A 21,193-nucleotide genomic window follows, 5' to 3' on the forward strand; every position below is an offset into this window, starting at 1 on the left:
AAGTCGTAACAAGGTAACTGTACCGGAAGGTGCGGTTGGATCACCTCCTTTCTAAGGATCGTCCTCTAGAGCTTCTTCTTCTCGTTAACCATACAGATTCATCCCCTGGAGGCAACTCCGGGGGATTTTTCTTTGTGTTGTGCTTTGTGTTGTGCTTTGTATTTGTTGTTTGGAAGACAAGCAAAAGGAGCCCCTGTGTTAAAGCGGGCTCCTTTTTTGTTGCTTTTTTTGGACCAGATCAAGCTTGCAAAGCTTTCAGCACGTCCTGCATCAGCTGGTCTTCGGTGATGTCCAGAGGCAAACCTGCCGTGCTGGGCAGTTTTTCCCGGTAGCGTTGTTCGGTGCCAGGGTGTTCTTGCAAATACACGGTGACGCTGTCCCTGAGCGTGCTGTTGAGGAGGGACAGGCTGCTGAACAGGCCCTGGGTGACCAGCAAGGAAGCCCTGAGCTGGTGGGCCAGGGTCAGGCAGCACTGCAGATGGTATTTGGCCACCTCCTGCTCCTGCAATTCCAGGTGGCGGTTGCCCAGGTTGAGGTGGGCCAGGGTTTCGCCCCAGGTGTAGTGGCTGATCTGGCTGGTTTGCAGGGCTTTTTGCAGGGTCTGGGTGGCCTCCAGGGGCGTTTGCAGTTCGCTGAGGGCAATCAGGGTGCGGGCAATGCCTGATTGGTCCCCCACCTGTTGAAAAGTGGACAGACCGGCCTGCAAAGCTTCCTGGGCGGCCTGCAGTTGCCCCTGCAACTGGTAGACCCTGCCCAGGTTGAGCAAAGAGCCTGCTCTGGCAAAAAGATCCCCCAGGTTTTCGGCCTGTTCCAGGGCTTCTTGCAAGCGTTTCTGGGCACTGACGTAATGTCCGAGGTGCAGGCTGATCTGGCCCAGACCAGACAGCGAGAGGCTCATGCCCCGGGTGTCCTGCAGGCTCTGGTACAGCTCCAGGGCTTTCTGGTAATCTTCTCCGGCCTGGGGGTAATTGCCCAGGACCTGGTGGGTCAGGCCGGTGTTGTAATGGGTGTTGGCTTCATGCCAGGTTTGCTGGTGCTGCGCGGCCTGTTCTCGGCTGAGCATGAACTGGGAGAGGGCACCGTAAAGGTCTCCCAGGGCCAGAGAAACCAGCCCCAGGTTGTTCAGAATGAAGGTGGTCTCTCTGGGGGAGTGTTCTTCATTGAGGCTTTGCTGCAAACAGGTGCGGGCCTCCTGAAAACGCCCCAGGCGGTAATGGAAGCGGCCTGTGCGGGTGAGCATGGCACTGTGCAGCGGTCCAGATGTGGTGGCTGCGGCCTGCTCAAAAACCTGCACCCCCTCCAGAAACCAGCCCTTGATTTCGTGCAGCAGGAACATGCCCTGCATCATTTGCTCCAGCACTTCATGGTGCTGGGTTTTGACGGCCCAGTCCCAGGCGGTGTGAAAGTTGCTCTTGTGGGGGGTCAGCAGTTGCAGGGCTTCCTGTTGTTTGCCTCCACGCAAATTGCTGGTGTGTTCGGCCAGCAACCTGGCGTAGTATTCGGCGTGGTGCTGGTAGGCTGCCTGAGGCACTTCCGGGCGCAGATGCTGCCGGAGCACTTCCAGCATGCGGAATTCACCCATGCGGGGTTGTTGCAGCAGGCTGTGGTCGGCCAGCAAAGCCAGGGTGCCTGCACCGGTTCTGGAGATGTGCAGTGCGGCTTTGAAGTCAAACCCGCCCCAGCAGGGCACCAGGGCCACCAGGGCATTGCGGGCCTCTGCAGGGATGGTGACCAGGGTGGAATCCAGAATGCTGCGCAAACTGCGCTGGCGTTCAGGCCGGTCTGTGAGTGGCACATCCAGAAAGTCCAGGCTTTCTTTCAGATGGGAGAGGATGTCCCGGCATCCCATGAAACGGATCCAGGTGGCAGCAATTTCAATGGCCAGCGGGAAACCCGAGAGCAGTTTGCAGATTTCGGCAATCTCTTCCCTTTCCTGAATGGAAGGCAGGAACTGGGGCCGGATCCGCTGGGCAGCATAGAGGAAAAGCCTGGTGGAAGCGGCATCCCAGCCGATTTCGGGGAGCAGCAGACCGCTGAGTTCGTAAATCCATTCGCTGCGCAGCTTCAGGCGTTCGCGGGAGGTGAGCAGCAGACGCACCGGGGTGTGCTCCAGCAACCAGCCCACTTCGCGGTGGCTGGAGAGCAGTTCGGCTTCATCCAGCACCAGCAGGGGGCGGGTGTCGGTCAGGTGGTAGCGAATGGCTTCTGCCAGGTCCCCACGGCCCAGGGCGGGAATGCTCAGGCTGTCTGCCACAGCCGAAAAGAGGGTGCTGGTGGTGACCTGCACCCAGTGCACCTTCAGGCCCTGGTTTTGCAGGTGGTGGGCGGCTTCCAGGGCCAGTCGGGTTTTGCCAATGCCTCCGGTGCCGATGATGTTGAGCAGCCTGCAGTCCGGGCGGTTCAGCAAGGCCAGCACTTCTTTGAATTCGGTGTCGCGTCCCAAAAAAATGCCCAGTTTCTGGGGCAGGGGAGAGCGTTCCGGTTTTTGCAGGGAAGCATAAACCTGCTGGGCTTGCTGGCTGGGTTCTTCTCCCAGCTCGTGGTGCAACACCTGGACCAGTGCCTGATAGATTCTGTGGATGGCAGCGTCTTCCCCTTGCTGGCGGTGCAGCTCCATGCTGCGCAGGTAGGCATCTTCCTGGATGGGGTTGTGTTGCATGGCTTCCTGCAAGACCTCCAGGGCTTCTTTGATCTGCTGGTTCTGGGCCAGCTGGCTGGCATGTTCCAGCAGCACCTCGCTGTACTGGTGGTGCAGTTGTTCCTGCAGGGTGTATTGCCAGTCTTCAAAACTGCTGCTGTCCCTCAGGTAAAAACCATGCAGAAATCGCCCATGGTAGGCGGCTCTGGCTGCACTCCAGTCTTTGTTTTGCAGGGCCTGCTGAAAAGCCCAGACATCCACCTGAAAGGCATTTCTTTGCAGGGAAATCCACTGCCCATCCAGCTGCAGCACCTCTCCCAGGGTCTGGGAGAGCCGGGAAAGTTCCTGCCTGAGGCTGCCCCTGGCTTTTTCCTCGGGTTGTTCGGGCCACAGCAATTCGGCCAATTCCAGACGGCCCACCCGCTCTGGGCTGAGGGCCAGAATGACCAGAATGGCCAGGGCTTTGCGGGTGCCCAGACGCACGGGTTGCCCTTGCTGTTCCAGCAGGGTGTGACCCAGCAACCGGAGTTGGTAGATGGTGCTCACGCGTACAATTGTACCCTGTTTCATTCAACAGGTTCTGGCTGCACTGCTTGATTTCTGGGGGGTGCTGGGATCAGAAACGAAAGCGGGACGGTGAATTCTCTCCAGCCTGCTTGCTTTTGGCATGCCTGCGCAGGACATTCACTGCACCTTCCAGCTGCGAGAAATTGATTTTGCCATTGCGGTCTCTGGACCCGGCTCCAAACTGGATGCCCTGCACTCCACTGCGTTCCAGAAAGGGTTTCAGGTTGTCTGAAGTCAGGCCTGTGCTGTCTGCCACCACAGGAAGGCTGGGTTTGTCCAGCTGCACCAGCTGTTGAATCTGACTTTCTCCGGCCACTGCAGTTTCGGCCTGGCCCCGGGTGACCACCTGCCGCACCATGGGGTACAGGGCCAGTTGCAGGTAATTTTTGACCAGATCCTGGGTCTGGTCAAAGGCCTGGTTGATGTTGACGCTGAACCCATGGGTGATGGCATCTTCCAGCAAATCCCAGTCCATTACGGTGTTGTGCAGGGCCCCAAAGGTGATGTTGCGGATGCCGTGGTTCCAGTACAGCTCCAGAATTTTCAGGGTCCTGCGCCTGCGCCCTTCTTCATAAAAGTAATTGTCGATGTCCGGGCGAACCAGAATGGACATGGGAATCCGGGCAGCGTCTGTGCACAGGCCAATGGTTTTCAGGTCCGGGCTGATGCCCCCCTCTTTGAGGTTGCGCACCAGCAACAGTGAGGTGATGCCGGCATGCTGGGTCTCCCTCACCTCCATGGCATTTTCAACGACGACCTCGGCAATCATGCCTTCAGCATATCAGGTGTGGGCGGCAGACGATGGAATTTTGATGGGAGGGTTGTTGAGGGTTTTGCCATCAAACAGCTTTTCTGTTGCAAGAAGCAACAATAGCTGACCCCTGAAACAGCTCTGAAAGGTACGTAAGCAGAGTGTAAAAAATTCAGCAACTGCTCAGCAAGGCCGTCACAGACGCTTTGCAAAAAACAACAGTTGACACTTTTTCTGAAACTCAGCTAAGCTCGAAAGAGAAGTGGCATCAAGCCCACTCATGAGACCTGGAAGCACATTCCGTATGCGGGCACCTGGAATGTGTGGAGTCAATGGTGCGACCGGCATGAGGAGAAATTCTGTGATCCCCTCGGACAACATGCTGGCATGCCCCTGCAGGAAGGACGCTGCCATGACCGTTTCTTATCCCACACAACAGCAGGTGGCTTTTTCTGCAACAGAAGATTCAGGTCTGGAGATCAGCTGTTCAGGCGTGCATTTCATCCAGAGGTCTGAACCCAGCCAGAACATCCAGGAGCCAACCCTGTCTTCTGGGGCTTCAGAATTGTTGGAGGCGGCTTTCTGGTTGAATCCCCTCCCCATGTGGGTGTACGAACAGCACACCCTGCGGTTTCTGGAGGTCAACCAGGCAGCCCTGAACCAATACGGTTACACCCGTGAAGAATTCCTGCGCCTGACCCTGCTGGACATCCGCCCTGCAACAGAAAAACCTGTGCTGGTCCAGTATTTCAGGACCCTGCAGGCAGCAGAGACGGAGGAAGATCAGGTCTGGCTGCACCAGAAAAAGAACGGCCAGTGCATGGAGGTGCAGGTGCAGGGACAGGACCTGCACTTTCAGGGCAAGCAGGCCAGACTGGTGGTGGTCTCGGATGTCACCGAGAAAAACCGCATGCGGCAGGCCCTGCAGGAAAACCAGGCCCAGTTCCAGCTGATTGCAGAGAACACCGTCAACCTGATTTTGCGGTTTGACCAGAACTTTCATGCCACCTACGTTTCACCGTCCATCACGGCCATTCTGGGGTACAGCACCGAGGCGTTTCTCAGCATTCCAGATTATGGGTACATCCACCCGGAGGATCTGGAAAGGGTCAAGCAGTCGGTCCATGAAGCGGTGGAGGGTCACTTAGACCAGCACATTCTGGAATACCGCATTCAGCACAAAGAAGGCCACCATCTGTGGTGCGAAACCGCTTTCCGGCTGATCTGGGAAGGGGACAGCTTTCAGGGGTTCATCTCCTCCAGCCTGGACATCACAGAACGGGTGGTGGCCCGCCAGCAACTGCTGGCTTCGCTGGACACTTCCGCACAACTGGTGATGCTGGCCGAAGAACTGGAAGAGGCCAGCGACCCTGCCGATGTGATCCGTCTGGCCCTCAAGCACTGCACCCGGGTGATTCCTTTCGATTACGGCATGTTTGTGACGGTGCGGGACCACCAGTATCAGGTGGGATCCTGCCTGAACCTGCTCCCAGAGGAAGGAGAGCATTTGTTGCAGCAGTACCTCAGGGTTTCGGGACCCCGTTTGCTGCATGCGTTCCTCAGTGAAACCCCGGCGTTCTTTGGGGCTGGGGAAGCCATCTGTGAGCCTGCCGAAGCGTTGCCCCGCGCTGGTGCCCACCAACTGGCCGTGCTTCCTGTGACTGCCGATGGTCGGATTCAGGGGTTTCTGGCGCTGGGCACCCGCAAAGACCAGGTGCATTTCAGCGAAGATGCCCGGCGAATCCTGCGTGCCGTGCGGGACCGCATTTCCCACGCTTTTGAACGCAACACCTACATCGAGAAACTCTCTTCCAGCCGCGAAGAAACCCTGAAGGCCATCGGGATGGTGCTGGAATACCGCGATTACGAAACCAAGGGCCACACCGACAGGGTGGTTCAGCTTTCGGATTTGCTGGGCCGGGCCATGGGCCTCAGTGGAGATGCCCTTGATGCCCTCAGGTGGGGGGCCTACCTGCACGACACCGGAAAAATTGCCATTTCAGACCACATCCTGCTCAAGCCGGGTCGCCTGACTCCAGAGGAGTTTGAAGCGGTGAAAAAACACAGCGAAATTGGTTTTGAGATGCTGAAACACATCCCCAGTCTGCCAACCTCCACTTTAGAGGTGATCCTGCACCACCACGAAAAATGGGATGGAGGAGGGTATCCCAGAGGTTTGCGTGGGCATTCCATTCCGCTGGCTGCAAGGATTTTCACGGTGGTGGATGTGTATGATGCCCTGATCTCCAGACGGCCCTACAAGGAACCCTTCAGCCATGAAGCTGCCATGCAGGAAATCCAGCGCTGTGCAGGCAGCATGTTTGATCCGCAGGTGGTGCAGGTGTTCAGCGAAATGATGGAGCAGCACGCAGCACCAGAACAACCAGAAGCAGACCTTCAAGAAGCAGACCTTCAACAAAGCGAGCAGCTTCCCCGGGAAGCCTGCTGAAGCCAGCAAACACCGGAGAAGCTGCCAGAAACCCTGTTCAGGGCAAGAAGGCCAGACCCACCGGAGAGGGGCAGGGGAACAGGTCGCCTGCCTGCAGGATGCCAGTCTCTTCATTCCGTTTGAAGACCAGAATGCTGTTGCTGTTCTGGTTGGCAGCCAGCAAAAAGTGGGCATCTGGAGAGAGCACCAGGCCACGGGGAACCTCTCCCTGGGTGGACACGTTTTCCAGCAGGGTCAATTCTGCCGTGTCCGGGTGGACGCTGAACACAGCAATGCTGTCATGGCCCCGGTTGCCCACATAAATGAATTTTCCATCCGGGCTGACCAGCACCTCAGAGGGGGTGTTTTTCTGGTCCTGGGCCTCTGCAGGCAGGGTGGAGGCGATGTTCAGCAGCGTCATGGTGCCTGTGGCAGGTTCCACCATCAGACTGGCCACCTGGGAAGAAAGTTCCAGCGCAACGAAAGCACGGGTGCCCGAGGCATCAAACTGGATGTGTCTGGGACCGGAGCAGGATGGGAAAGCCACAATCTGGGTGCGGCTCAGGGGACCGTCAGGCCCTTGCAGGTCATAGACGTACACCTCGTCTGTGCCGAGGTTGGTGGCGGCCATGTACCTGCCGCCGGGATGGGGGCGGATGCAGTGGGCATGGGGGTCTTCGTGGGGTTCTCTGACCACATGGTGCTCGTGGCAGTCTACAGCCACATGGGGCAGCAAAGCACCATCTGCGTTGATGGGGTAGGCCAGCACAGAGGTTTTGCCAATGTAGTTGGCTGCAAATGCAAATTGACCCGACAGATCTGTGCTGACAAAAGCCGTGGCCCATTCCAGCGCAGACTGGGCGCTGCGGATGCGCAGACCCCAGTCGTGGATTTCATAACTGAAGATGGCTCCATGTTCGGTTTCACTGACGGCCAGCAGGGTTTTGCCGTCTGGACGCACTGCCACAAAGGTGGGATTGGGCAACTCTGCCACCAGTTTCGCCCCGGAAAGCTGTCCGCTCTCGGGGTCGAGTTCCATCTGGTAAATGCCTTTTCCAGAGGCGCTGGGAACATGGGGAAGGTTCTGGGTGTAGGTGGCAACATAAAAACGTTGTGTGGTCATGGGACTCCTGATGGGCACCAAAAAGGTGCGAGAGGTCAAATCAAGGCTGCAGATGGGAGCAATCCAGCAAGCTGTGGACGCGCATCTTCAATGCTATACGATGCTACGCTGCTGCCCGGCCAGAGAAAGTGAAGTTTCAGGGAATGCTTTCTGAAAAGCCCGTGGGAATTGTCATGGTGTTTGCTGGCAAGAAGCGCATGCTGGAGAAAACATTTCTTGCAAAGAAGGTGAACCATGAACAAAACCACCAGCAAATCCGTGGCCAGAAAAGCCTCCAGCCTGATGCGCAACAAGAGCACCAGCAAGAAGGTCAAAAGTGTGGCAGCCAGTGCACTGTCTCAGGTGGAAAAGAAGAAAACCAAAGGCTCATGAAAGCACCCACAGCCAGACAAAAGATCCCCGGAAAACCGGGGATCTGGTTTTGATGAAGTGGGCGGTTCAGTCGGTGGGGTTGTTGAAGGCGGAAGAAGCGGTGGAAGGTCCGGTGGTGTTGCTGGGTTTTTCCAGCTGCTGGCGCCAGCGTTCGGTGATCTTGCCTGCAGTGTCTCTGGAGCCCAGTCCGAAAGCCAGGGCGAAAGCCACTGCAATGGCTCCCAGGGTCAGTCCGAAAGCCAGGTTGACGATCTCGTTGGCGATGCCCATCTGGCGCAGGGCCATGGCTCCAAAGAGGGCGATGGTGGCCCAGCGTGCAACCCCTGAGAGCAGGCGTCCGTTGGCTCCGCTGGCCCGACTTGCCACGCCTGCCAGCAGGTTGGCCACCAGCAGACCCACGGTGAAGATCACCATGCCCAGAGCGATCTGTCCGATCAACTGGATGAAGTTGCGGGTCAGGTTGGCCAGGGACTCTGCGTGCAGCAGTTCAAAAGCCGAGACCAGGGCAAACAGCACGATGGCAGCGTGCACCACATGGCCCACAATGGCACTGGGGGTGGCATTGCCCGTGGCGGTGGCAGGGCTGCCTGTCTGCTGGAAACCGATCATCTGGGGCAGGCGGTCAAAATCCAGGCTGGTGAGCAGGCCGCGCACCAGATCACTCACAAAGCGCCCGACAAAGAAGGCCAGGGCCACCACGGCCACTGCAGCGAAGATGTTGGGGAGGGCCGCCAGAATGCGGTTCAGCATGTCGCTGATGGGCTGGGTGATCGAGGTCAGGTTCAGGGCATCCAGAGCGGCGGTGAGGAAAGGAATGATCACCAGTCCGTACACCACGATGCCCAGCAGGTTGGAAACCTGTGTTCCGGCAGGCATGCCAGCGCGCATGGTCAGGCGATCCACTCCAGCGGTGGCGGCCACATTGGTGACCAGGGAGCGCAGCAGTTTGGCCACAAAAGCCCCGATCACCATGATCACCACGGCTCCAAAAATTCTGGGAATGAAAGTCAGGAAGTTGTTGAGGAAACTGGTGGCCGGAGCCAGCAGGCTGTTGAGGCCCAGGGCCCCCAGAATGCCGGGCAGAAAGAACAGCAGCACCAGACCGTAGACAATGTCTCCGATGGTCTTGCTGATCTTGACGGGTTGCCCCTGTTGTTGCCGGGCCAGACGTTCATCCACACGGGTGGCCTGCAGGCCCTTGGTGGTGAGTGTGCGGGCCACAGTGGCCACCACAAAAGCCACCACGGCCAGCAAAATGGCCGTCAGCAAATGCGGCAGATAATCCAGAAACTGTTGGGTGTACACCTGCATGGTATCCATGGTTCCTCCCCGAAACCCTGCTGTGCAGGGTTCCTGTCCTTCAATAAGAAGCCTCAAATGGTCTGTCAACACGGTCGTGTTTGAGTCAATGATAGGGAGCACCCTTGCTGAAAATGAGATCATTTCTTACAGAAAATGAGACAATGTGGGAAAAATAAAAGATTGATAAAATCCTTTGCTGCTGCAAAAAAAACCCTTATTGAAAAACCAAATTTTTCTGAACTGTGAATCTTCTTGAGGAAAAACTTATTTTTGAGGATGTACCATGAAAGCACCCAGCAGCCCAGCGAGGAGACCCATGACGGACGCACAGGTCATCGCGGTGAAAAGCGTGGTGCTCCGGCACCTCTCCAGCCGCACAGCCAAACGGCCCCTCACCCTGTTTTCCGAAGTGTCCAGAGAACTCAGGGAGGAAAAGCGCATCCCACTGCACGAAGACGACGTGCGGGCGGTGGTGTGGATGCTGGTTTCTGAAGGTGCTCTCAGGGTCCTGCCGGACCGCACCCTTCAGAAGAAACGCGGGGCATGTGTTAAGTTGGAGTGAATGCTGGAAGCCAGACGCCAGGAGCGCAAATTTCTAGACACCCCGGACCAGCGCAACGCTTATGCCAGGGACCGCGACCGGGTGTTTTACACCGATGAATTCCGCAGGCTTGCCGAGATCACCCAGGTGATCACCCCCACCGGGTATGCCTTTCACAACCGCCTGACCCACACGCTGGAAGTGTCGCAGATCTCCAGACGCATTGCCGAAAAGCTGCTCAAAGACCGCAAAACGCACCGGCAAAAATTCCATTCGGAGCTGGATCCAGATGTGGTGGAGACGGCTGCCCTGATCCATGACCTGGGGCACCCACCGTTTGGTCACATCGGGGAGGCGGTGCTGGATGAACTGGTCAGCGTGTACGACTCAGATGGCTTTGAAGGGAACGCCCAGTCTTTCAGGATTGTGACCCGTCTGGCCGTGCAATCCCAGAGCTATGTGGGCCTCAACCTCACCCGCGCATCCTTGCTGGCCGCCATGAAATACCCTTACCTGCGTGGTCCTGTCCCGCTGGACCCCAGCGACGAAGCGCAACTCAAACGGCACCGCAAGTATGGGGCCTACCGGGATGACCTGGAGTACTTCCAGTTTGTGCGGCAAGGCCAGGACACCGAGGAGCCCACCATCGAGGCGCAGATCATGGATTACGCCGATGACATCGCCTACTCCATTCACGACCTGGTGGATTTCTACCGGGCGGGCATTCTTCCGGCAGAGAACATGAAGCAGGACAGTTTCTTCCAGAGGTTTTTTGAACGGGAAAAACACCTGGTGCTCAAGGACATCGAGATGTCTGAAAAAGAAGCCAGGGACTGCATCCGCAATGCCATTGATTTGATGGTGGGGGATTTTTACTCGGGCCGCCGCATTGAACACGCTTCTTTGAAATCTGCAGCTTCCAACTTCATTGCCAACTACGTTAGCAACATCCGGCTGGATGTCGCAGGCCAGACCCTCCTGATCGATCCCACCTACAAGGTGGAACTGGCGTTTTTCAGGCGCATGATCTGGGCTTATGTGATCCACCGGCCACAACTCAGCACCCAGCAGCGGGGATACCGCAACATCATTGAAAACCTGTTCCGCATTTACTGGAGCAGCATCGAAGACGATTACCAGCGCAACATTGTGCCCCCCCGTTTTCTGGAGGAGATCGAAGCCCTGCTGGAAGCCGATCCTGCCCGGTATCAGGTCAAGAAAGCCCGTCTGGTGGCAGACATCATTTCTTCTTTCTCAGACCGGCAGGCCATCATGATGTACCGCAGGCTCAATGGCATTGATCCTGGACAGGTGACGGATTACATCTGAAACATTTTCAGAAAAACTTTAATTTGCCCACTTTGTTACAAATTAAAGACCTGTTTAGTCGAGTTTGACCTTTTTTAAAATTTTTTTTGCCACAATGGATTCAAAGGCAAACATCAAGACTTTGAATCCACTCCTGAAGGTGTTTGCCAGAGGAGGTACAGAATGCAATTGCTATTGATTTTGTTGATTGTTTTGGTGTTGTGGGGGGTATCCGCTTTGATTTCCAGCATGGAAACCCAGGAACTCGAGCAGGATCCCGACATGCCCCACCATGCCCATTGAGGTTTTTGACAGCTCTTGCTCTTTTTTCTCCCGGCCAGTCCGGGATTTTTTGTTTTTTCAGTAAGATTGTTGTCTTTCTGACTGAATTCCAGCTTAGGAAAAAATCAAGTGTCGCAGCACACAAAGTTCAGGCTGAGCTAAGCCCGCTCTTGCCTGCGCTTCAACCACATCCACCACAATGAACTCACCCTTTCAGAGCTGGCTTTCAAACAGAGCGGCCAGGGCAGGGCATGCCCCAGAAATGCGGCACATTGGTGGAAACGTTGGGTGAAGTCGCGTTGCAGCAGTCTGGAGACTGCCATTTGAGAAGTCAGGAGGACCGCACATGGAAGCCCTCGTCATGCTTGGATTTTTTGGTTGCCTCACCCTCGTGTCGTTCGTCCTGAGTGCACGGGAAGACTCTGATCCCGATGCAGAAACCCCGGTTTTGACCGCAAACGCCCAGTAAGCCCCAGCACACCTCTGTTTTCCTTTCCCTTCCCAGTCGGCCCAGGCCGGCTTTCTTTTTGGGCGTTTTGAAGTGCTGCAGGTTGCTTCACGCAAGTTCACAGTCCAAAAACCTTTTCCAAAGGTCATCAAGCCTGTCTGCACAAGACCCACCTCTTTTGTGCAACTGCATTAAGTCAGGTGGCCGATGAATCACACGGTGCAGGGCTGCTACCCTGAAACCAGAGCCTCAACTGCTGCTGTGAGGCGTGGCTTTCCTTTCCGGCCCCAATGACCTCGGACCCCTTTGCTGTGCAGAAAACAGCAGGGTGCGGGCTGTCATGCCCACAGCACACCAAGAGGCAACATGTTTTCCAGAATTGATCCTTACCGTTTGACATTTTCGAGCCCTCTTTTTTCTGACATCACCCTGTTTGCCAGTGCACAGGTTCCTTTTGATGCTGCAGCCACCCGGGAACTGCGGCAGATGCTGGAACTGCAGAACACCCTGCAACGCTGGCAGCAAGTTTTGCCGGACAGCACCCGCGAACAGATGGCCCTGCTGAAAGTGGTGCTGACCCCGGATTTCCACAAAGCCAGGGGCATCCCCGTGGGCACGGTGCTGCAGACCCGAGATGTGCTGCTGCCCCAGGCCATTGGCAACGACATCGGGTGTGGCATGCGCCTGCACACCACCTCCCTGACAGCAGAACAGGTGCTGGGCCAGCAAAAAGAACTCGTGCCCATCTTCAGACGCATGTTTTTCGAGGCGGGCCGCAACATCCCCATGAACCGCCTGCAACGGGAAGCCCTGCTCAGGGAGGGTTTGCTGGGTTTGCTGGAAGCCACCCCCTCCAGCCTGCAAGCAGGACTCTGGCAGGAAGTTCAGGACCAGAACCTCCTGCAGGACATCGAACACACCGAAAGGCTGGGCAGCCTGCCTGCCAGCAGCACCCCGGGACTCGAGGACTTTCTGGGTTCTGACACCCTGACCCGCGATGGTCAGGTGGGCAGCCTGGGAGGAGGCAATCACTTTGTGGAAATCCAGCGGGTGGCCCGCATCCTGGACCCACAGCGGGCGCACCAGTGGAACCTCAGGGAAAATCAGGTGGTGGTGATGGTGCACTCAGGTTCGGTGTCGGTGGGGCATTCCAGTGCCAGCGTGATCCGGGAGGAGGTGTCCAGCCTTTATCCGGCCTGTCTGGGCAAGCCTGCCAATGGCATTTTCCCGGTGCCTTTTTCTGAAGCGCATGTGCAGCAAACGGCACAGATCTGGGACGCGCTGCACAATGCAGCCAACTTTGCCACCGCCAACCGCATGATGCTGGCCCTGATGGTGCAGAAAGTGTTTCGCCAGCAGGGTCTAGAGACCGATTTTCCCCTGCTCTATGATGCGCCCCACAACATGATCTGGCAGGAAGATCAAACCATCCTGCACCGCAAGGGGGCCACCCCTGCAAGGGGATGGATGGACCTGCAGCACACGCCTTTTGCAGGCACCGGGGAACCTGTGCTGGTGCCCGGGTCCATGGGGTCCAGCAGTTTCGTGCTGGCAGGTCTGGGCCTGCAGGATGCCCTGAACAGTGCCAGCCATGGTGCAGGACGGGTGCTTTCCCGGGGGCAGGCCATGCAGCAACCCGAAGGAAGACTTTCTGAATTGCTGGACCAGCAGCGCATTGTCACCCCGCTGGATCTGGTGCGGGCCAGACCGGACATTGCCCGTGAGAAGCGCCGTGAGCTGTTGCAGGAAGCCCCCCAGGCCTACAAGAACATCCAGGCCATCATGGACACCTTGCAGGGCGCACAGATGGCTTTGGTGGTGGCTGAACTGGAACCCCTGATCACCATCAAGGGCTGAAGCGGCAAACCCCAGGAAGCAAACCCTTTTCAGGACTGTGAGCTGGGTCTCAGCGTGGCCCGGTTTGCAGTCCTATTTTGGAGAGCAACACGGGAGGAGCAACCATGTCTGATTTGCAGATCACCATCAAGAACAACACAGAAGTGCAGCATTACGAGGCCCTGGTCAATGGAGAAGTGGTCGGTTTTGCCGAATACCGCCCGCTGGAACATGCGGTGATGTTCACGCACACCGAGGTGAATTCCAGCATGGAAGGCAAGGGTGTGGGAAGCACCCTGGTCCGTCAGGCCCTGGAAGAGACCCGCGCATCTGGCAAATGGGTGATTCCCATGTGTCCTTTCGTGGTGGCTTTCATTCGCAGGCACCCGGAGTACCTGGATGCGGTCAAGCCACAGGACCGTGGGATTTTTGGGATCTGATCTGCGGCACTGCTGATCCGGCACACCTCTGGCAAAAACTCCCGCTACAATGGTTGCATGCAATTTGTCCGTTTGCTGGTGGGCTGGGTGGTGATTGCCTTTTCTGCCCTGATGATGGTGGCTGCTTTCGGAGACCTTTTCGGAGGTCAACCTGCAGGGCGGGAAACCTCGGTGGGGGTGCTCTGGGGCATGGTGGTGTTCTTTGCCCTCACCCTGTATGGGGGCATCTGGCTGATCCGCTCCGGGAAACCCAACCTTGAGGTGCTGTCCCGCAAGGTGCTGGCTTTTGTGGAACAGGAAAAAGGCCGGGTCACCATTGCAGAGGTGGTGCTGCACTGCAACCTCAGTGTGGAGGTGGCCAAACGCATCATGGACCAGTTCATCCGGGAAGGCATGGCCCGTCTGGAGGTCTCTGACCTGCTGCAGGAGGTCTACGTGTTCGAAGGCCTCTTGCCTGAGCCCGTGAAACTTTAACCTGTAAACCCTCAGATGTGTTGCTTCAGGGCCTGGGCCAGACTCCATTCAAACCCTGCCAGGTCACTGAGGCCCTGCGGAGGATACCCCACTTTTTCGGCAATGTGGTCTCCGTACATGCAGGTGAACAGGGTGGGGAAGTGGGTGCTTTGCAGGTGGGGACGCAGCACCTCTGAGGTGTATTCCAGTTCTTCTGCAGAGAAGGTCAGGGGGATTTCGGCAAAACGCTGGGCCTGTCCTTCCTGATCCAGCATCTGTTGCAGGGTTTCTGGAGCGCCATGCTGCAGCATGTAAAAATGCCGGAAAGCATTTGAAAAGGCAGAACGCCGCAGGTTTTCCTGTTTGATATCTTCGCTGACCCACAGCATCACCGGAATCCAGTCCAGGTGGTATTTGGCCTGATTGAACCTTGCGGAAGCATCGTTGAGGTAACGGTGGGTCCAGCCGCCTTTCACATCGTCCACCATCACCCAGCAGATCTTGCGGTCTGGGCGGTCTGGCAGCCGCGCATTCAGTTCTGCTGCGAAGTCCTGCAACCACCCATCTGCTCCAGCGGCAATCAGTTCATCCAGGCGTTCTGCCACATGCTCACGGGCCATGGGGTTGAGGGCCTGCAGGGGCAGGGTGGGCAGGCGCTCCGGGTGTCCGTCTATCATCAAATCCAGGTAGGCCTGGAAACGCTCCATCCCTCTGGGCACCTCGTAGAGGGCACGCTGTTTTTTCAGAAGGGGCACGGCTTCAATCATGTTCCCAGTGTGACGGGAGAAACCCTGGTTTTGCATGGGCCGGGTGGCGGATGCTGGATGTGGTTTTGCATATTGTTCTGCATATTCTTGACATGGGCTGCATAACGTGCTATATTAATCAACATAAGCGGCGAAAAGACCGCGATTTTTTTTGCCCCAAAAACCCCGGAACCCTTATGGCCGACACCCCTGCAAACCCCGACACCACCTACCTGGCTTTGGATGCCAGTCCAAAACGCATTGGTTTTGCGGTCAGCTATGGACGGCTGGCTTTTGGCCGGGGCTACCTGCACCGCCAGAAACTGCAAAACGATGTGGCTGCCGTTCAGGCCAAAATGCAGCAGGAGGAGGCCACCGAAGTGGTGATGGGGTTGCCCCTGCGCACCGATGGTCTGCCCAGCAAGCAGGCCCAGAGGGTTCGCGCGCTGGGACACGCCCTGCGTCAGGCTGGCGTGACGGTGCACTACCAGGACGAGCGCTTCACCACCATCAGCGCAGACGAGGACCTGAAAGGCCGTTTCCGGGCCAAGGGTGAACTTGATGAGGCCAGTGCTGTGCGCATCCTGCAACTCTTTCTGGAAGATTGACACCCACCATTTGCAGCCCTGAGCATCCAGCAGGTTAGAATACCTGACACATGCTTAGACAGGACTTCATTTACCCCACCGGAATCTATCTGGACGGCAATTCTCTGGGCCTCGCCTCCCATGCCAGCCTGAAGGCCATTGAGCGCCGTTTGCAGGAGTGGCAACAGCAGGCGGTGAACGGCTGGGAATCCTGGTTTGGTCTGGCCGAAACCCTCAGTCCCACCCTGGCGAACCTGATGGGGGCTTTGCCAGAAGAGGTGATTGCCACGGGCAGCATCACCATGAATTTGCATGCTTTGCTGGCCACTTTTTACAAACCCACAGGGCAGCGCAGGCATCTGATGGCCACCAGCCTGGATTTTCCCAGTGACCTTTACGCCTTGCAATCCTGGGCAGAGCGGGAAGGGGCAGAACTGCGCCTGATTCCCTCCAGGGATGGCTACACCCTGGAAGAGGAAGACATCAGAGCTGCTTTTCAGGACGATGTGGCGCTGGTGCTGCTCCCCACGGTGCTGTACGCCAGTGGTCAGTTGCTGGACATCGGGCAGTACGCCAGCCTTGCCCGGGAGAAAGGCATTGTGCTGGGGGTGGATGCTGCGCACTCTGCAGGATCTGTGCCCCACCAGTTGCACGACTGGGGTGTGGATTTTGCGGTGTGGTGCAGCTACAAGTACCTGAATGCAGGTCCGGGGGCTCCTGGCGGTCTTTTTGTGCACCAGAAGCACTTTGCAAAGCTGCCCGGACTGCGGGGGTGGTGGGGACACCAGAAATCCAGCACCTTCGAGATGCACCAGCATTTTACCCCGGAGCATGGAGCAGGGGCGTACCAGATCAGCACCCCCAGCATTCTGGCGCTGGCTGGCCTGGAAGGGGCACTTGAGGCGTTCCAGAAAGTGGGCATGCAGGACATCCGGGCACGTTCGCTGGAGCTCACCGAACATTTCATGGCCCTGCTGGACCAGCACACCCCCGAATTGAAAGTGGTGACCCCCAGAAAAGCAGAGCACCGGGGGGGGCATGTCAGCGTGCAGCACCCTGATGCCAGGCTGCTCAGTCTGGCGCTCAGAAGCAGGGGAATTGTGCCGGATTTCAGGACCCCGGATTTGTTGCGCATGGCTCCGGTGGCTTTTTACAACACCGAGGAGGAGCTGGAAAAGACCGTACTGGTGCTGAGGGAACTGCTGGACAGTGGCTCTTACCAGCAGTTCAGGCAGCAGGAAACCCGGGTGGTGTGAGCGATTTTCTGAAGCCAAACTGAGCATGTTTGAGCAAGCTGTACAGAAAATCTAAAGGGTCAGGAATTTCCCGTATTGGAGGGCATTTTTGGTATTCGGGAAAAAGCGTTTTTGACGTGTGGATTGACGTTAAAGGGCTTTTTTTGTCATACTTAGGGCAGATCAGCACAGAGCCAAACCCTCTGCCTGATAGAGACGTTGAAACCTTTCCTGTATGCGGGCACCTGGGAAGGGTGGAGTCAGTGGTGCGACCGGCTATTGGCCGCCGCAGTGATGTTTGAAAACATCACCGTGGCTTGCATGCATCTGCTTTGCGGATGCCCTCTCTCGAATCTCGGGAGCCTAGGAGGGACGTGACCATGTCACACACTTCTGTTCTGAAACGCCTGACCCTTTTCACCACCTTGCTGCTGACCCTGGCCTCTTGCAGTCAGACCCCTGCTCCTGTGGCTGCCCCTGAAACCCACACTGAAATTCAGAGCCCTGACATCAGCAAACTCGGGGCTGCCGACGTGTTTGATGTCACCCTGGCCGACAAAAGCACCTATCAAACCAATGGAGTGACCTGGTGGAACCAGGGCGTGGTCTGGTGGAACCAGGGTCTGGGCTGGTGGATCAGTGCCGTCAAATGGTGGATTGGAGGCATCGGCTGGTGGATCGAAGGGGTTTTCCAGCCTGCTCCTGAGAATTCCAATGCTTTCAAAATGATCAAACTGGACAAAGCCCAGGCGCTGGCCCCCAATCTGGGTCTGAATGTGAATGTGGCCCTGATTGACACAGGTGTGGACTTCAACCACCCCATGCTGCAAGGTGGAGTGAAATCTGCCTGGGATTACCTGGACTGGGACAACAACGCCAGTGAAGAAGGCTCTGACAGTGATGTTGCCTACGGCCACGGCACTGCAGTGGCAGGTCTGATCCGGCAAATTGCCCCCAGAGCCAACATCCAGGTGTACCGCGTGATCAATGAAGACGGCTCGGGCCGCTCCAGAGATGTGGCCAAAGCCATCTATGATGCCACCAACAACGGGGCGCAGGTCATCAACCTGAGTGTTGGCACCGATCAGCTCACCTCCAGTGTGTACACCGCCATGCTCTACGCTGCCAGCAAGAAAGTACTGATGGTGGCCTCTGGAGGCAACGATGGCGCCAGCAAACCCCTGGCTCCAGCCCTGCAATTTGGCAGCGATCCGCTGCTGGACCTCTCCGGCCTCAGCGTGGGCAGTGTGAACCAGGATGGCAGCAGTGTCAGCTGGAACAACCAGGGCAATGAAATCCTGGCCCCCGGTGTCAACATGTTCAGCGCCTATCCTGGAGGGCGTGTGGTGCTTGCCACGGGCAGCAGCTTCAGTGCTCCGGTGGTCACAGGTGCCCTGGCCCTGGCCCTCGGCGAAAAAGCCAACAGCTGGAAACTCACCACCCTGATGGAATCCACCAGCACCAATCGCCTGCTGAACATGGAAGCTTTCCTGAAGCAGGCCCTCAGGTAAAACCCACCTTTCCCACGGGGAGCAGAGGTCTTCCCGTGGGAAATCCATTTCAGCATTCCGTTCAGCATTCCGTTTGCAGGTCAGACCACAGCATCCACCCCCAGCACAGGGAAGCCCTCCCCCAAAAGTGGTTAAATAGAACAAAGCCAACACAAAAGGGTGCCCATGCCTGACCTCAACCCCTCCAATGTCAGAACCCCCAAACGCCTGCTGGAAGAAGCCCGGCTTTTTGCAGATGAGGACGACGAAAAGGCTGCAGCCCTGTTTGAACAGGCCGCTGTGCGGGCCAGGCTGTACCGCGATCAGGAGACCCTGGCAGATGCCCTCAATGGCATGGCCAAACTGGAACACAAACGCGGAGACAGCCATTCTGCGCTTTTTCATTTGCAGGAGGCCCGCGAAATCCGTCACATGCTGGGAGATTTGCGTGGAGAGGCTGGACTGCTCTGCAACATTGGCTCCCTGTACACCGACCTGGGAAACTTCAACACAGCCCTGGATTACCTGTTGCAAGCAGAAACCATTGCAGGAGGAAATGGAGATGTGCTTTCGGCCAGCATCTCCACCAACCTGGCCCGGGTTTACGATGACCTGAATGACCTGACCAGTGCAGAGCAGAATTACCAGAAGGCCCTGCAGATTGTGCGCAGCATCGGACACCCCATGGGAGAGGCCATCCTCAGCACCAACTATGGAGAGTTTCAGCTCAGGCGGGGCAGGCTTGATCAGGCCGAACAGCTGCTGTGTGCCGCACTGGACCTCACGGCCAGAAAGAGCTTCATTGCTGCCGAAGCCCTGAGGCACCTGGGGGTGCTGTACCGCCAGCGTGGAGCCGTGCAGGAGGCCCTGGTGGCTTTTCATGATGCCATCAATCTGGCCCGCACCAGCGAGGACCTGGACATCCTGGTGGAGGTGCTGATCAATGAAGCCGAAACCCACCTGCAGGAACAGCACCTCACCCTGGCCGCCGATGTGCTCTTTGAAGCCGAAGAACTGGCACGGGGCAGCAGCAGAAAGCGGGCCCTCGCCAGGATTCTGGCCCTGTCCTCACAGGTGCAGGAGCAAGAAGGGCGCATTGCCCAGGCCCTGCAAACGGCCCGGGAATCCCACCAGCTGGAATCCCAGGTCCTGAAAGCCGAAGCAGAGCAGCGCACCCGTCAGCTTGCCACCCAGCATGAACTGGAACGGGCCAGAACCGAACTGGACCAGCAGCGCAGCCGTTACGAAACCGAACGCCTCGCCAAGGAAAAGATGGAACGGGAATCTTCAGAGCGCCTGAAGGAACTGGAACGCAAAGCGCTTTACGATGCCCTGACCGGACTGCCCAACCGCCTGCTGCTGGCCGACCGTTTCCGGGTGGCCCTGGAACACGCCTCCCGCACCGGAACGCGTCTGGCCCTGGGGGTGCTGGACCTCAACAAATTCAAGACCATCAACGACACCCTGGGGCACCATGTCGGGGATGAACTGCTGATCGAGGTGGCGAGGCGTCTGGAACCCATCTTGCGGGCAGAAGACACCGTGGCCCGCACCGGGGGAGACGAATTTGTCTTCCTGATCCGTTCCATCACCGACACCGAAGCCGTGCTGGCGGTGGCCCGGCGCATCATGCAGGCCTTTGAGCCGATGTTCCACCTGTACCAGCACCACCTGCATGTGGGACCCAGCATTGGGTTTGCGGAGTTTCCAGAAGACGCCCTGACCTACCAGGACCTCTTTGAAAAAGCCGACAAAGCCATGTACGAGGCCAAGGCCAAGGGCAGCGGGTTTGAATTGCACGGCATGCAATCCTCGGACCGCATGGCCCCCATCACCCTGGAAGCGGCCCTGCACCAGGCCCTCAGAAACGCAGAAATGGACGTGGTGTACCAGCCTTACTGCACTGCAGAAGGCCAGCCCAGAGGCGCAGAAGCGCTGCTCAGGTGGCACCATCCGGTGTTCGGGAATGTCTCCCCGCTGGAATTCCTGCCCATTGCGGAAAGCACAGGCCTGAGTGTGCCCATCGGAACCTGGGTGCTGCACAAAGCCTGCCAGGAAGCCGCCCATTGGCCTGGACGCACCCTCAGTGTGAATGTCTCCTCCCGGCAGTTCTCGCACCCGGAACTGTCTGTGGTGGTGCAGCAGGCCCTGGAAGCCAGTGGCCTCTCGCCGTCCCTCCTGCAACTGGAAATCAAGGAAGAACTGCTGGCCCGCCAGCTGGAACGCTCCCAGAGCCGCCTGACCGTGCTGGAAGACCTGGGGGTGCGCCTGTTCATCGATGACTTTGGGGAAGGGTTCACCAGCTTTACGGCCCTCAAAAACCATCCCATTCATGGGGTCAAGCTCCACCGTGCCCTGATTCAGAACCTGAACCCGGAGCGCAAGGGCAGCAAAGACGAAGCCTTGCTGGCCTCCGTGGTCCAGATGGCGCAGGCCCTGGAGCTGGAAGTGATCGCCAAGGGTGTGGAAACCCAGTACCAGTGGGAATTCCTGACCCGACTTGGGGTCACTGCACTGCAGGGTTTTCTGTTCTCCAGACCTCTGGGGGCAGCAGAGATGGCGGGGCAGTTTTAAAGGCAGTTTTAAAGTCAGTGACCTGCAAGAGAAAGGGAACGGCTTTTCAACCCCGTTCCCCTTTTCATTCCT

Annotated in this window: 17 protein-coding genes, 1 rRNA gene and 2 riboswitches; of the genes, 13 read left to right on the forward strand and 5 right to left on the reverse strand. The window is 57.5% G+C overall.

Annotated features, from left to right (window positions below; translation table 11 throughout):
• Nucleotides 1-51: ribosomal RNA gene (locus tag IEY52_RS27200) — 16S ribosomal RNA — on the forward strand; the annotation flags it as partial.
• Nucleotides 52-238: 187 nt separating this feature from the next.
• Here the strand turns inward: IEY52_RS27200 and IEY52_RS21825 are convergent.
• Together IEY52_RS21825 and IEY52_RS21830 are read right to left on the reverse strand one after the other, a co-directional pair.
• The gene (locus IEY52_RS21825; RefSeq protein WP_189006993.1) at nucleotides 239-3,184 is read right to left on the reverse strand and encodes an ATP-binding protein; all 2,946 of its coding nucleotides are present in this window, start codon (nucleotides 3,182-3,184) and stop codon (nucleotides 239-241) included.
• A 70-nt stretch (nucleotides 3,185-3,254) separates the two neighbouring features.
• Nucleotides 3,255-3,974: a copper homeostasis protein CutC gene (locus tag IEY52_RS21830; RefSeq protein ID WP_189006996.1), complete on the reverse strand. Its 720-nt coding sequence runs from the start codon at nucleotides 3,972-3,974 to the stop codon at nucleotides 3,255-3,257.
• Between the two features lie 254 nt (nucleotides 3,975-4,228).
• Nucleotides 4,229-4,312: riboswitch (cyclic di-GMP riboswitch) on the forward strand.
• Between the two features lie 56 nt (nucleotides 4,313-4,368).
• On the opposite strand from IEY52_RS21830, the gene IEY52_RS21835 reads away from it, so the two are divergent.
• Nucleotides 4,369-6,405: an HD domain-containing phosphohydrolase gene (locus IEY52_RS21835; protein ID WP_189006999.1), complete on the forward strand. Its 2,037-nt coding sequence runs from the start codon at nucleotides 4,369-4,371 to the stop codon at nucleotides 6,403-6,405.
• A gap of 37 nt (nucleotides 6,406-6,442) precedes the next feature.
• On the opposite strand, the gene IEY52_RS21840 is transcribed toward IEY52_RS21835, so the two are convergent.
• Complete coding sequence (locus tag IEY52_RS21840) at nucleotides 6,443-7,507, reverse strand: lactonase family protein (RefSeq protein WP_189007002.1); 1,065 nt, start codon at nucleotides 7,505-7,507, stop codon at nucleotides 6,443-6,445.
• 234 nt (nucleotides 7,508-7,741) lie between these two features.
• Here IEY52_RS21840 and IEY52_RS21845 point away from each other — a divergent pair, with 234 nt between their 5' ends.
• The gene (locus IEY52_RS21845) at nucleotides 7,742-7,879 is read left to right on the forward strand and encodes a hypothetical protein (RefSeq protein ID WP_189007005.1); all 138 of its coding nucleotides are present in this window, start codon (nucleotides 7,742-7,744) and stop codon (nucleotides 7,877-7,879) included.
• 66 nt (nucleotides 7,880-7,945) lie between these two features.
• Here IEY52_RS21845 and IEY52_RS21850 read toward each other — a convergent pair whose 3' ends face one another.
• On the reverse strand, nucleotides 7,946-9,199 hold the full coding sequence (locus tag IEY52_RS21850; RefSeq protein ID WP_189007008.1) for a mechanosensitive ion channel: 1,254 nt from the start codon (nucleotides 9,197-9,199) through the stop codon (nucleotides 7,946-7,948).
• Nucleotides 9,200-9,497: 298 nt separating this feature from the next.
• Here IEY52_RS21850 and IEY52_RS21855 point away from each other — a divergent pair, with 298 nt between their 5' ends.
• From IEY52_RS21855 to IEY52_RS21875, 6 genes are all read left to right on the forward strand, one after another.
• On the forward strand, nucleotides 9,498-9,743 hold the full coding sequence (locus IEY52_RS21855; RefSeq protein WP_189007011.1) for a hypothetical protein: 246 nt from the start codon (nucleotides 9,498-9,500) through the stop codon (nucleotides 9,741-9,743).
• Nucleotides 9,744-11,051, forward strand: a complete 1,308-nt coding sequence (locus tag IEY52_RS21860) for a deoxyguanosinetriphosphate triphosphohydrolase family protein (protein ID WP_189007014.1) — start codon at nucleotides 9,744-9,746, stop codon at nucleotides 11,049-11,051.
• A 607-nt stretch (nucleotides 11,052-11,658) separates the two neighbouring features.
• The gene (locus IEY52_RS27000) at nucleotides 11,659-11,781 is read left to right on the forward strand and encodes a hypothetical protein (RefSeq protein WP_268239754.1); all 123 of its coding nucleotides are present in this window, start codon (nucleotides 11,659-11,661) and stop codon (nucleotides 11,779-11,781) included.
• A gap of 345 nt (nucleotides 11,782-12,126) precedes the next feature.
• Nucleotides 12,127-13,617, forward strand: a complete 1,491-nt coding sequence (locus IEY52_RS21865; protein WP_189007017.1) for an RtcB family protein — start codon at nucleotides 12,127-12,129, stop codon at nucleotides 13,615-13,617.
• A gap of 104 nt (nucleotides 13,618-13,721) precedes the next feature.
• Nucleotides 13,722-14,036 carry a GNAT family N-acetyltransferase gene (locus IEY52_RS21870; protein WP_189007020.1) on the forward strand — a complete coding sequence of 105 codons (315 nt, stop codon included), beginning with the start codon at nucleotides 13,722-13,724 and terminating at the stop codon, nucleotides 14,034-14,036.
• 57 nt (nucleotides 14,037-14,093) lie between these two features.
• On the forward strand, nucleotides 14,094-14,510 hold the full coding sequence (locus IEY52_RS21875; protein WP_189007023.1) for a hypothetical protein: 417 nt from the start codon (nucleotides 14,094-14,096) through the stop codon (nucleotides 14,508-14,510).
• 11 nt (nucleotides 14,511-14,521) lie between these two features.
• Here the strand turns inward: IEY52_RS21875 and IEY52_RS21880 are convergent, their stop codons facing one another.
• Nucleotides 14,522-15,256 carry a hypothetical protein gene (locus tag IEY52_RS21880; protein WP_189007026.1) on the reverse strand — a complete coding sequence of 245 codons (735 nt, stop codon included), beginning with the start codon at nucleotides 15,254-15,256 and terminating at the stop codon, nucleotides 14,522-14,524.
• Nucleotides 15,257-15,432: 176 nt separating this feature from the next.
• On the opposite strand from IEY52_RS21880, the gene ruvX reads away from it, so the two are divergent.
• The 4 genes from ruvX to IEY52_RS21900 all read left to right on the forward strand — a co-directional run bounded on the left by ruvX (nucleotide 15,433) and on the right by IEY52_RS21900 (nucleotide 21,121).
• A complete protein-coding gene (ruvX, locus tag IEY52_RS21885) occupies nucleotides 15,433-15,843 on the forward strand; it encodes a Holliday junction resolvase RuvX (protein WP_189007029.1) in 411 nt (136 codons plus the stop codon).
• 50 nt (nucleotides 15,844-15,893) lie between these two features.
• Nucleotides 15,894-17,078, forward strand: a complete 1,185-nt coding sequence (gene kynU, locus IEY52_RS21890) for a kynureninase (RefSeq protein ID WP_189007032.1) — start codon at nucleotides 15,894-15,896, stop codon at nucleotides 17,076-17,078.
• A gap of 182 nt (nucleotides 17,079-17,260) precedes the next feature.
• Nucleotides 17,261-17,344, forward strand: a riboswitch (cyclic di-GMP riboswitch).
• A gap of 93 nt (nucleotides 17,345-17,437) precedes the next feature.
• Entirely contained in the window at nucleotides 17,438-18,568 is a 1,131-nt protein-coding gene (locus tag IEY52_RS21895; protein ID WP_189007035.1) for a S8 family peptidase, read from the forward strand.
• Between the two features lie 165 nt (nucleotides 18,569-18,733).
• Nucleotides 18,734-21,121 carry an EAL domain-containing protein gene (locus IEY52_RS21900; protein WP_189007038.1) on the forward strand — a complete coding sequence of 796 codons (2,388 nt, stop codon included), beginning with the start codon at nucleotides 18,734-18,736 and terminating at the stop codon, nucleotides 21,119-21,121.
• Nucleotides 21,122-21,193 lie beyond the last annotated feature (72 nt).

The sequence above is a fragment of the Deinococcus roseus genome, assembly GCF_014646895.1.
Taxonomy (GTDB): domain Bacteria; phylum Deinococcota; class Deinococci; order Deinococcales; family Deinococcaceae; genus Deinococcus_C; species Deinococcus_C roseus.

Coding starts and splice junctions, on each gene's coding strand:
- IEY52_RS21830 (WP_189006996.1), bottom strand. CDS start 3,974: ATGATTGCCGAGGTCGTCGTTGAAAATGCCATGGAGGTGAGGGAGACC.
- IEY52_RS21835 (WP_189006999.1), top strand. CDS start 4,369: ATGACCGTTTCTTATCCCACACAACAGCAGGTGGCTTTTTCTGCAACA.
- IEY52_RS21840 (WP_189007002.1), bottom strand. CDS start 7,507: ATGACCACACAACGTTTTTATGTTGCCACCTACACCCAGAACCTTCCC.
- IEY52_RS21845 (WP_189007005.1), top strand. CDS start 7,742: ATGAACAAAACCACCAGCAAATCCGTGGCCAGAAAAGCCTCCAGCCTG.
- IEY52_RS21850 (WP_189007008.1), bottom strand. CDS start 9,199: ATGGATACCATGCAGGTGTACACCCAACAGTTTCTGGATTATCTGCCG.
- IEY52_RS21855 (WP_189007011.1), top strand. CDS start 9,498: ATGACGGACGCACAGGTCATCGCGGTGAAAAGCGTGGTGCTCCGGCAC.
- IEY52_RS21860 (WP_189007014.1), top strand. CDS start 9,744: ATGCTGGAAGCCAGACGCCAGGAGCGCAAATTTCTAGACACCCCGGAC.
- IEY52_RS27000 (WP_268239754.1), top strand. CDS start 11,659: ATGGAAGCCCTCGTCATGCTTGGATTTTTTGGTTGCCTCACCCTCGTG.
- IEY52_RS21865 (WP_189007017.1), top strand. CDS start 12,127: ATGTTTTCCAGAATTGATCCTTACCGTTTGACATTTTCGAGCCCTCTT.
- IEY52_RS21870 (WP_189007020.1), top strand. CDS start 13,722: ATGTCTGATTTGCAGATCACCATCAAGAACAACACAGAAGTGCAGCAT.
- IEY52_RS21875 (WP_189007023.1), top strand. CDS start 14,094: ATGCAATTTGTCCGTTTGCTGGTGGGCTGGGTGGTGATTGCCTTTTCT.
- IEY52_RS21880 (WP_189007026.1), bottom strand. CDS start 15,256: ATGATTGAAGCCGTGCCCCTTCTGAAAAAACAGCGTGCCCTCTACGAG.
- ruvX (WP_189007029.1), top strand. CDS start 15,433: ATGGCCGACACCCCTGCAAACCCCGACACCACCTACCTGGCTTTGGAT.
- kynU (WP_189007032.1), top strand. CDS start 15,894: ATGCTTAGACAGGACTTCATTTACCCCACCGGAATCTATCTGGACGGC.
- IEY52_RS21895 (WP_189007035.1), top strand. CDS start 17,438: ATGTCACACACTTCTGTTCTGAAACGCCTGACCCTTTTCACCACCTTG.
- IEY52_RS21900 (WP_189007038.1), top strand. CDS start 18,734: ATGCCTGACCTCAACCCCTCCAATGTCAGAACCCCCAAACGCCTGCTG.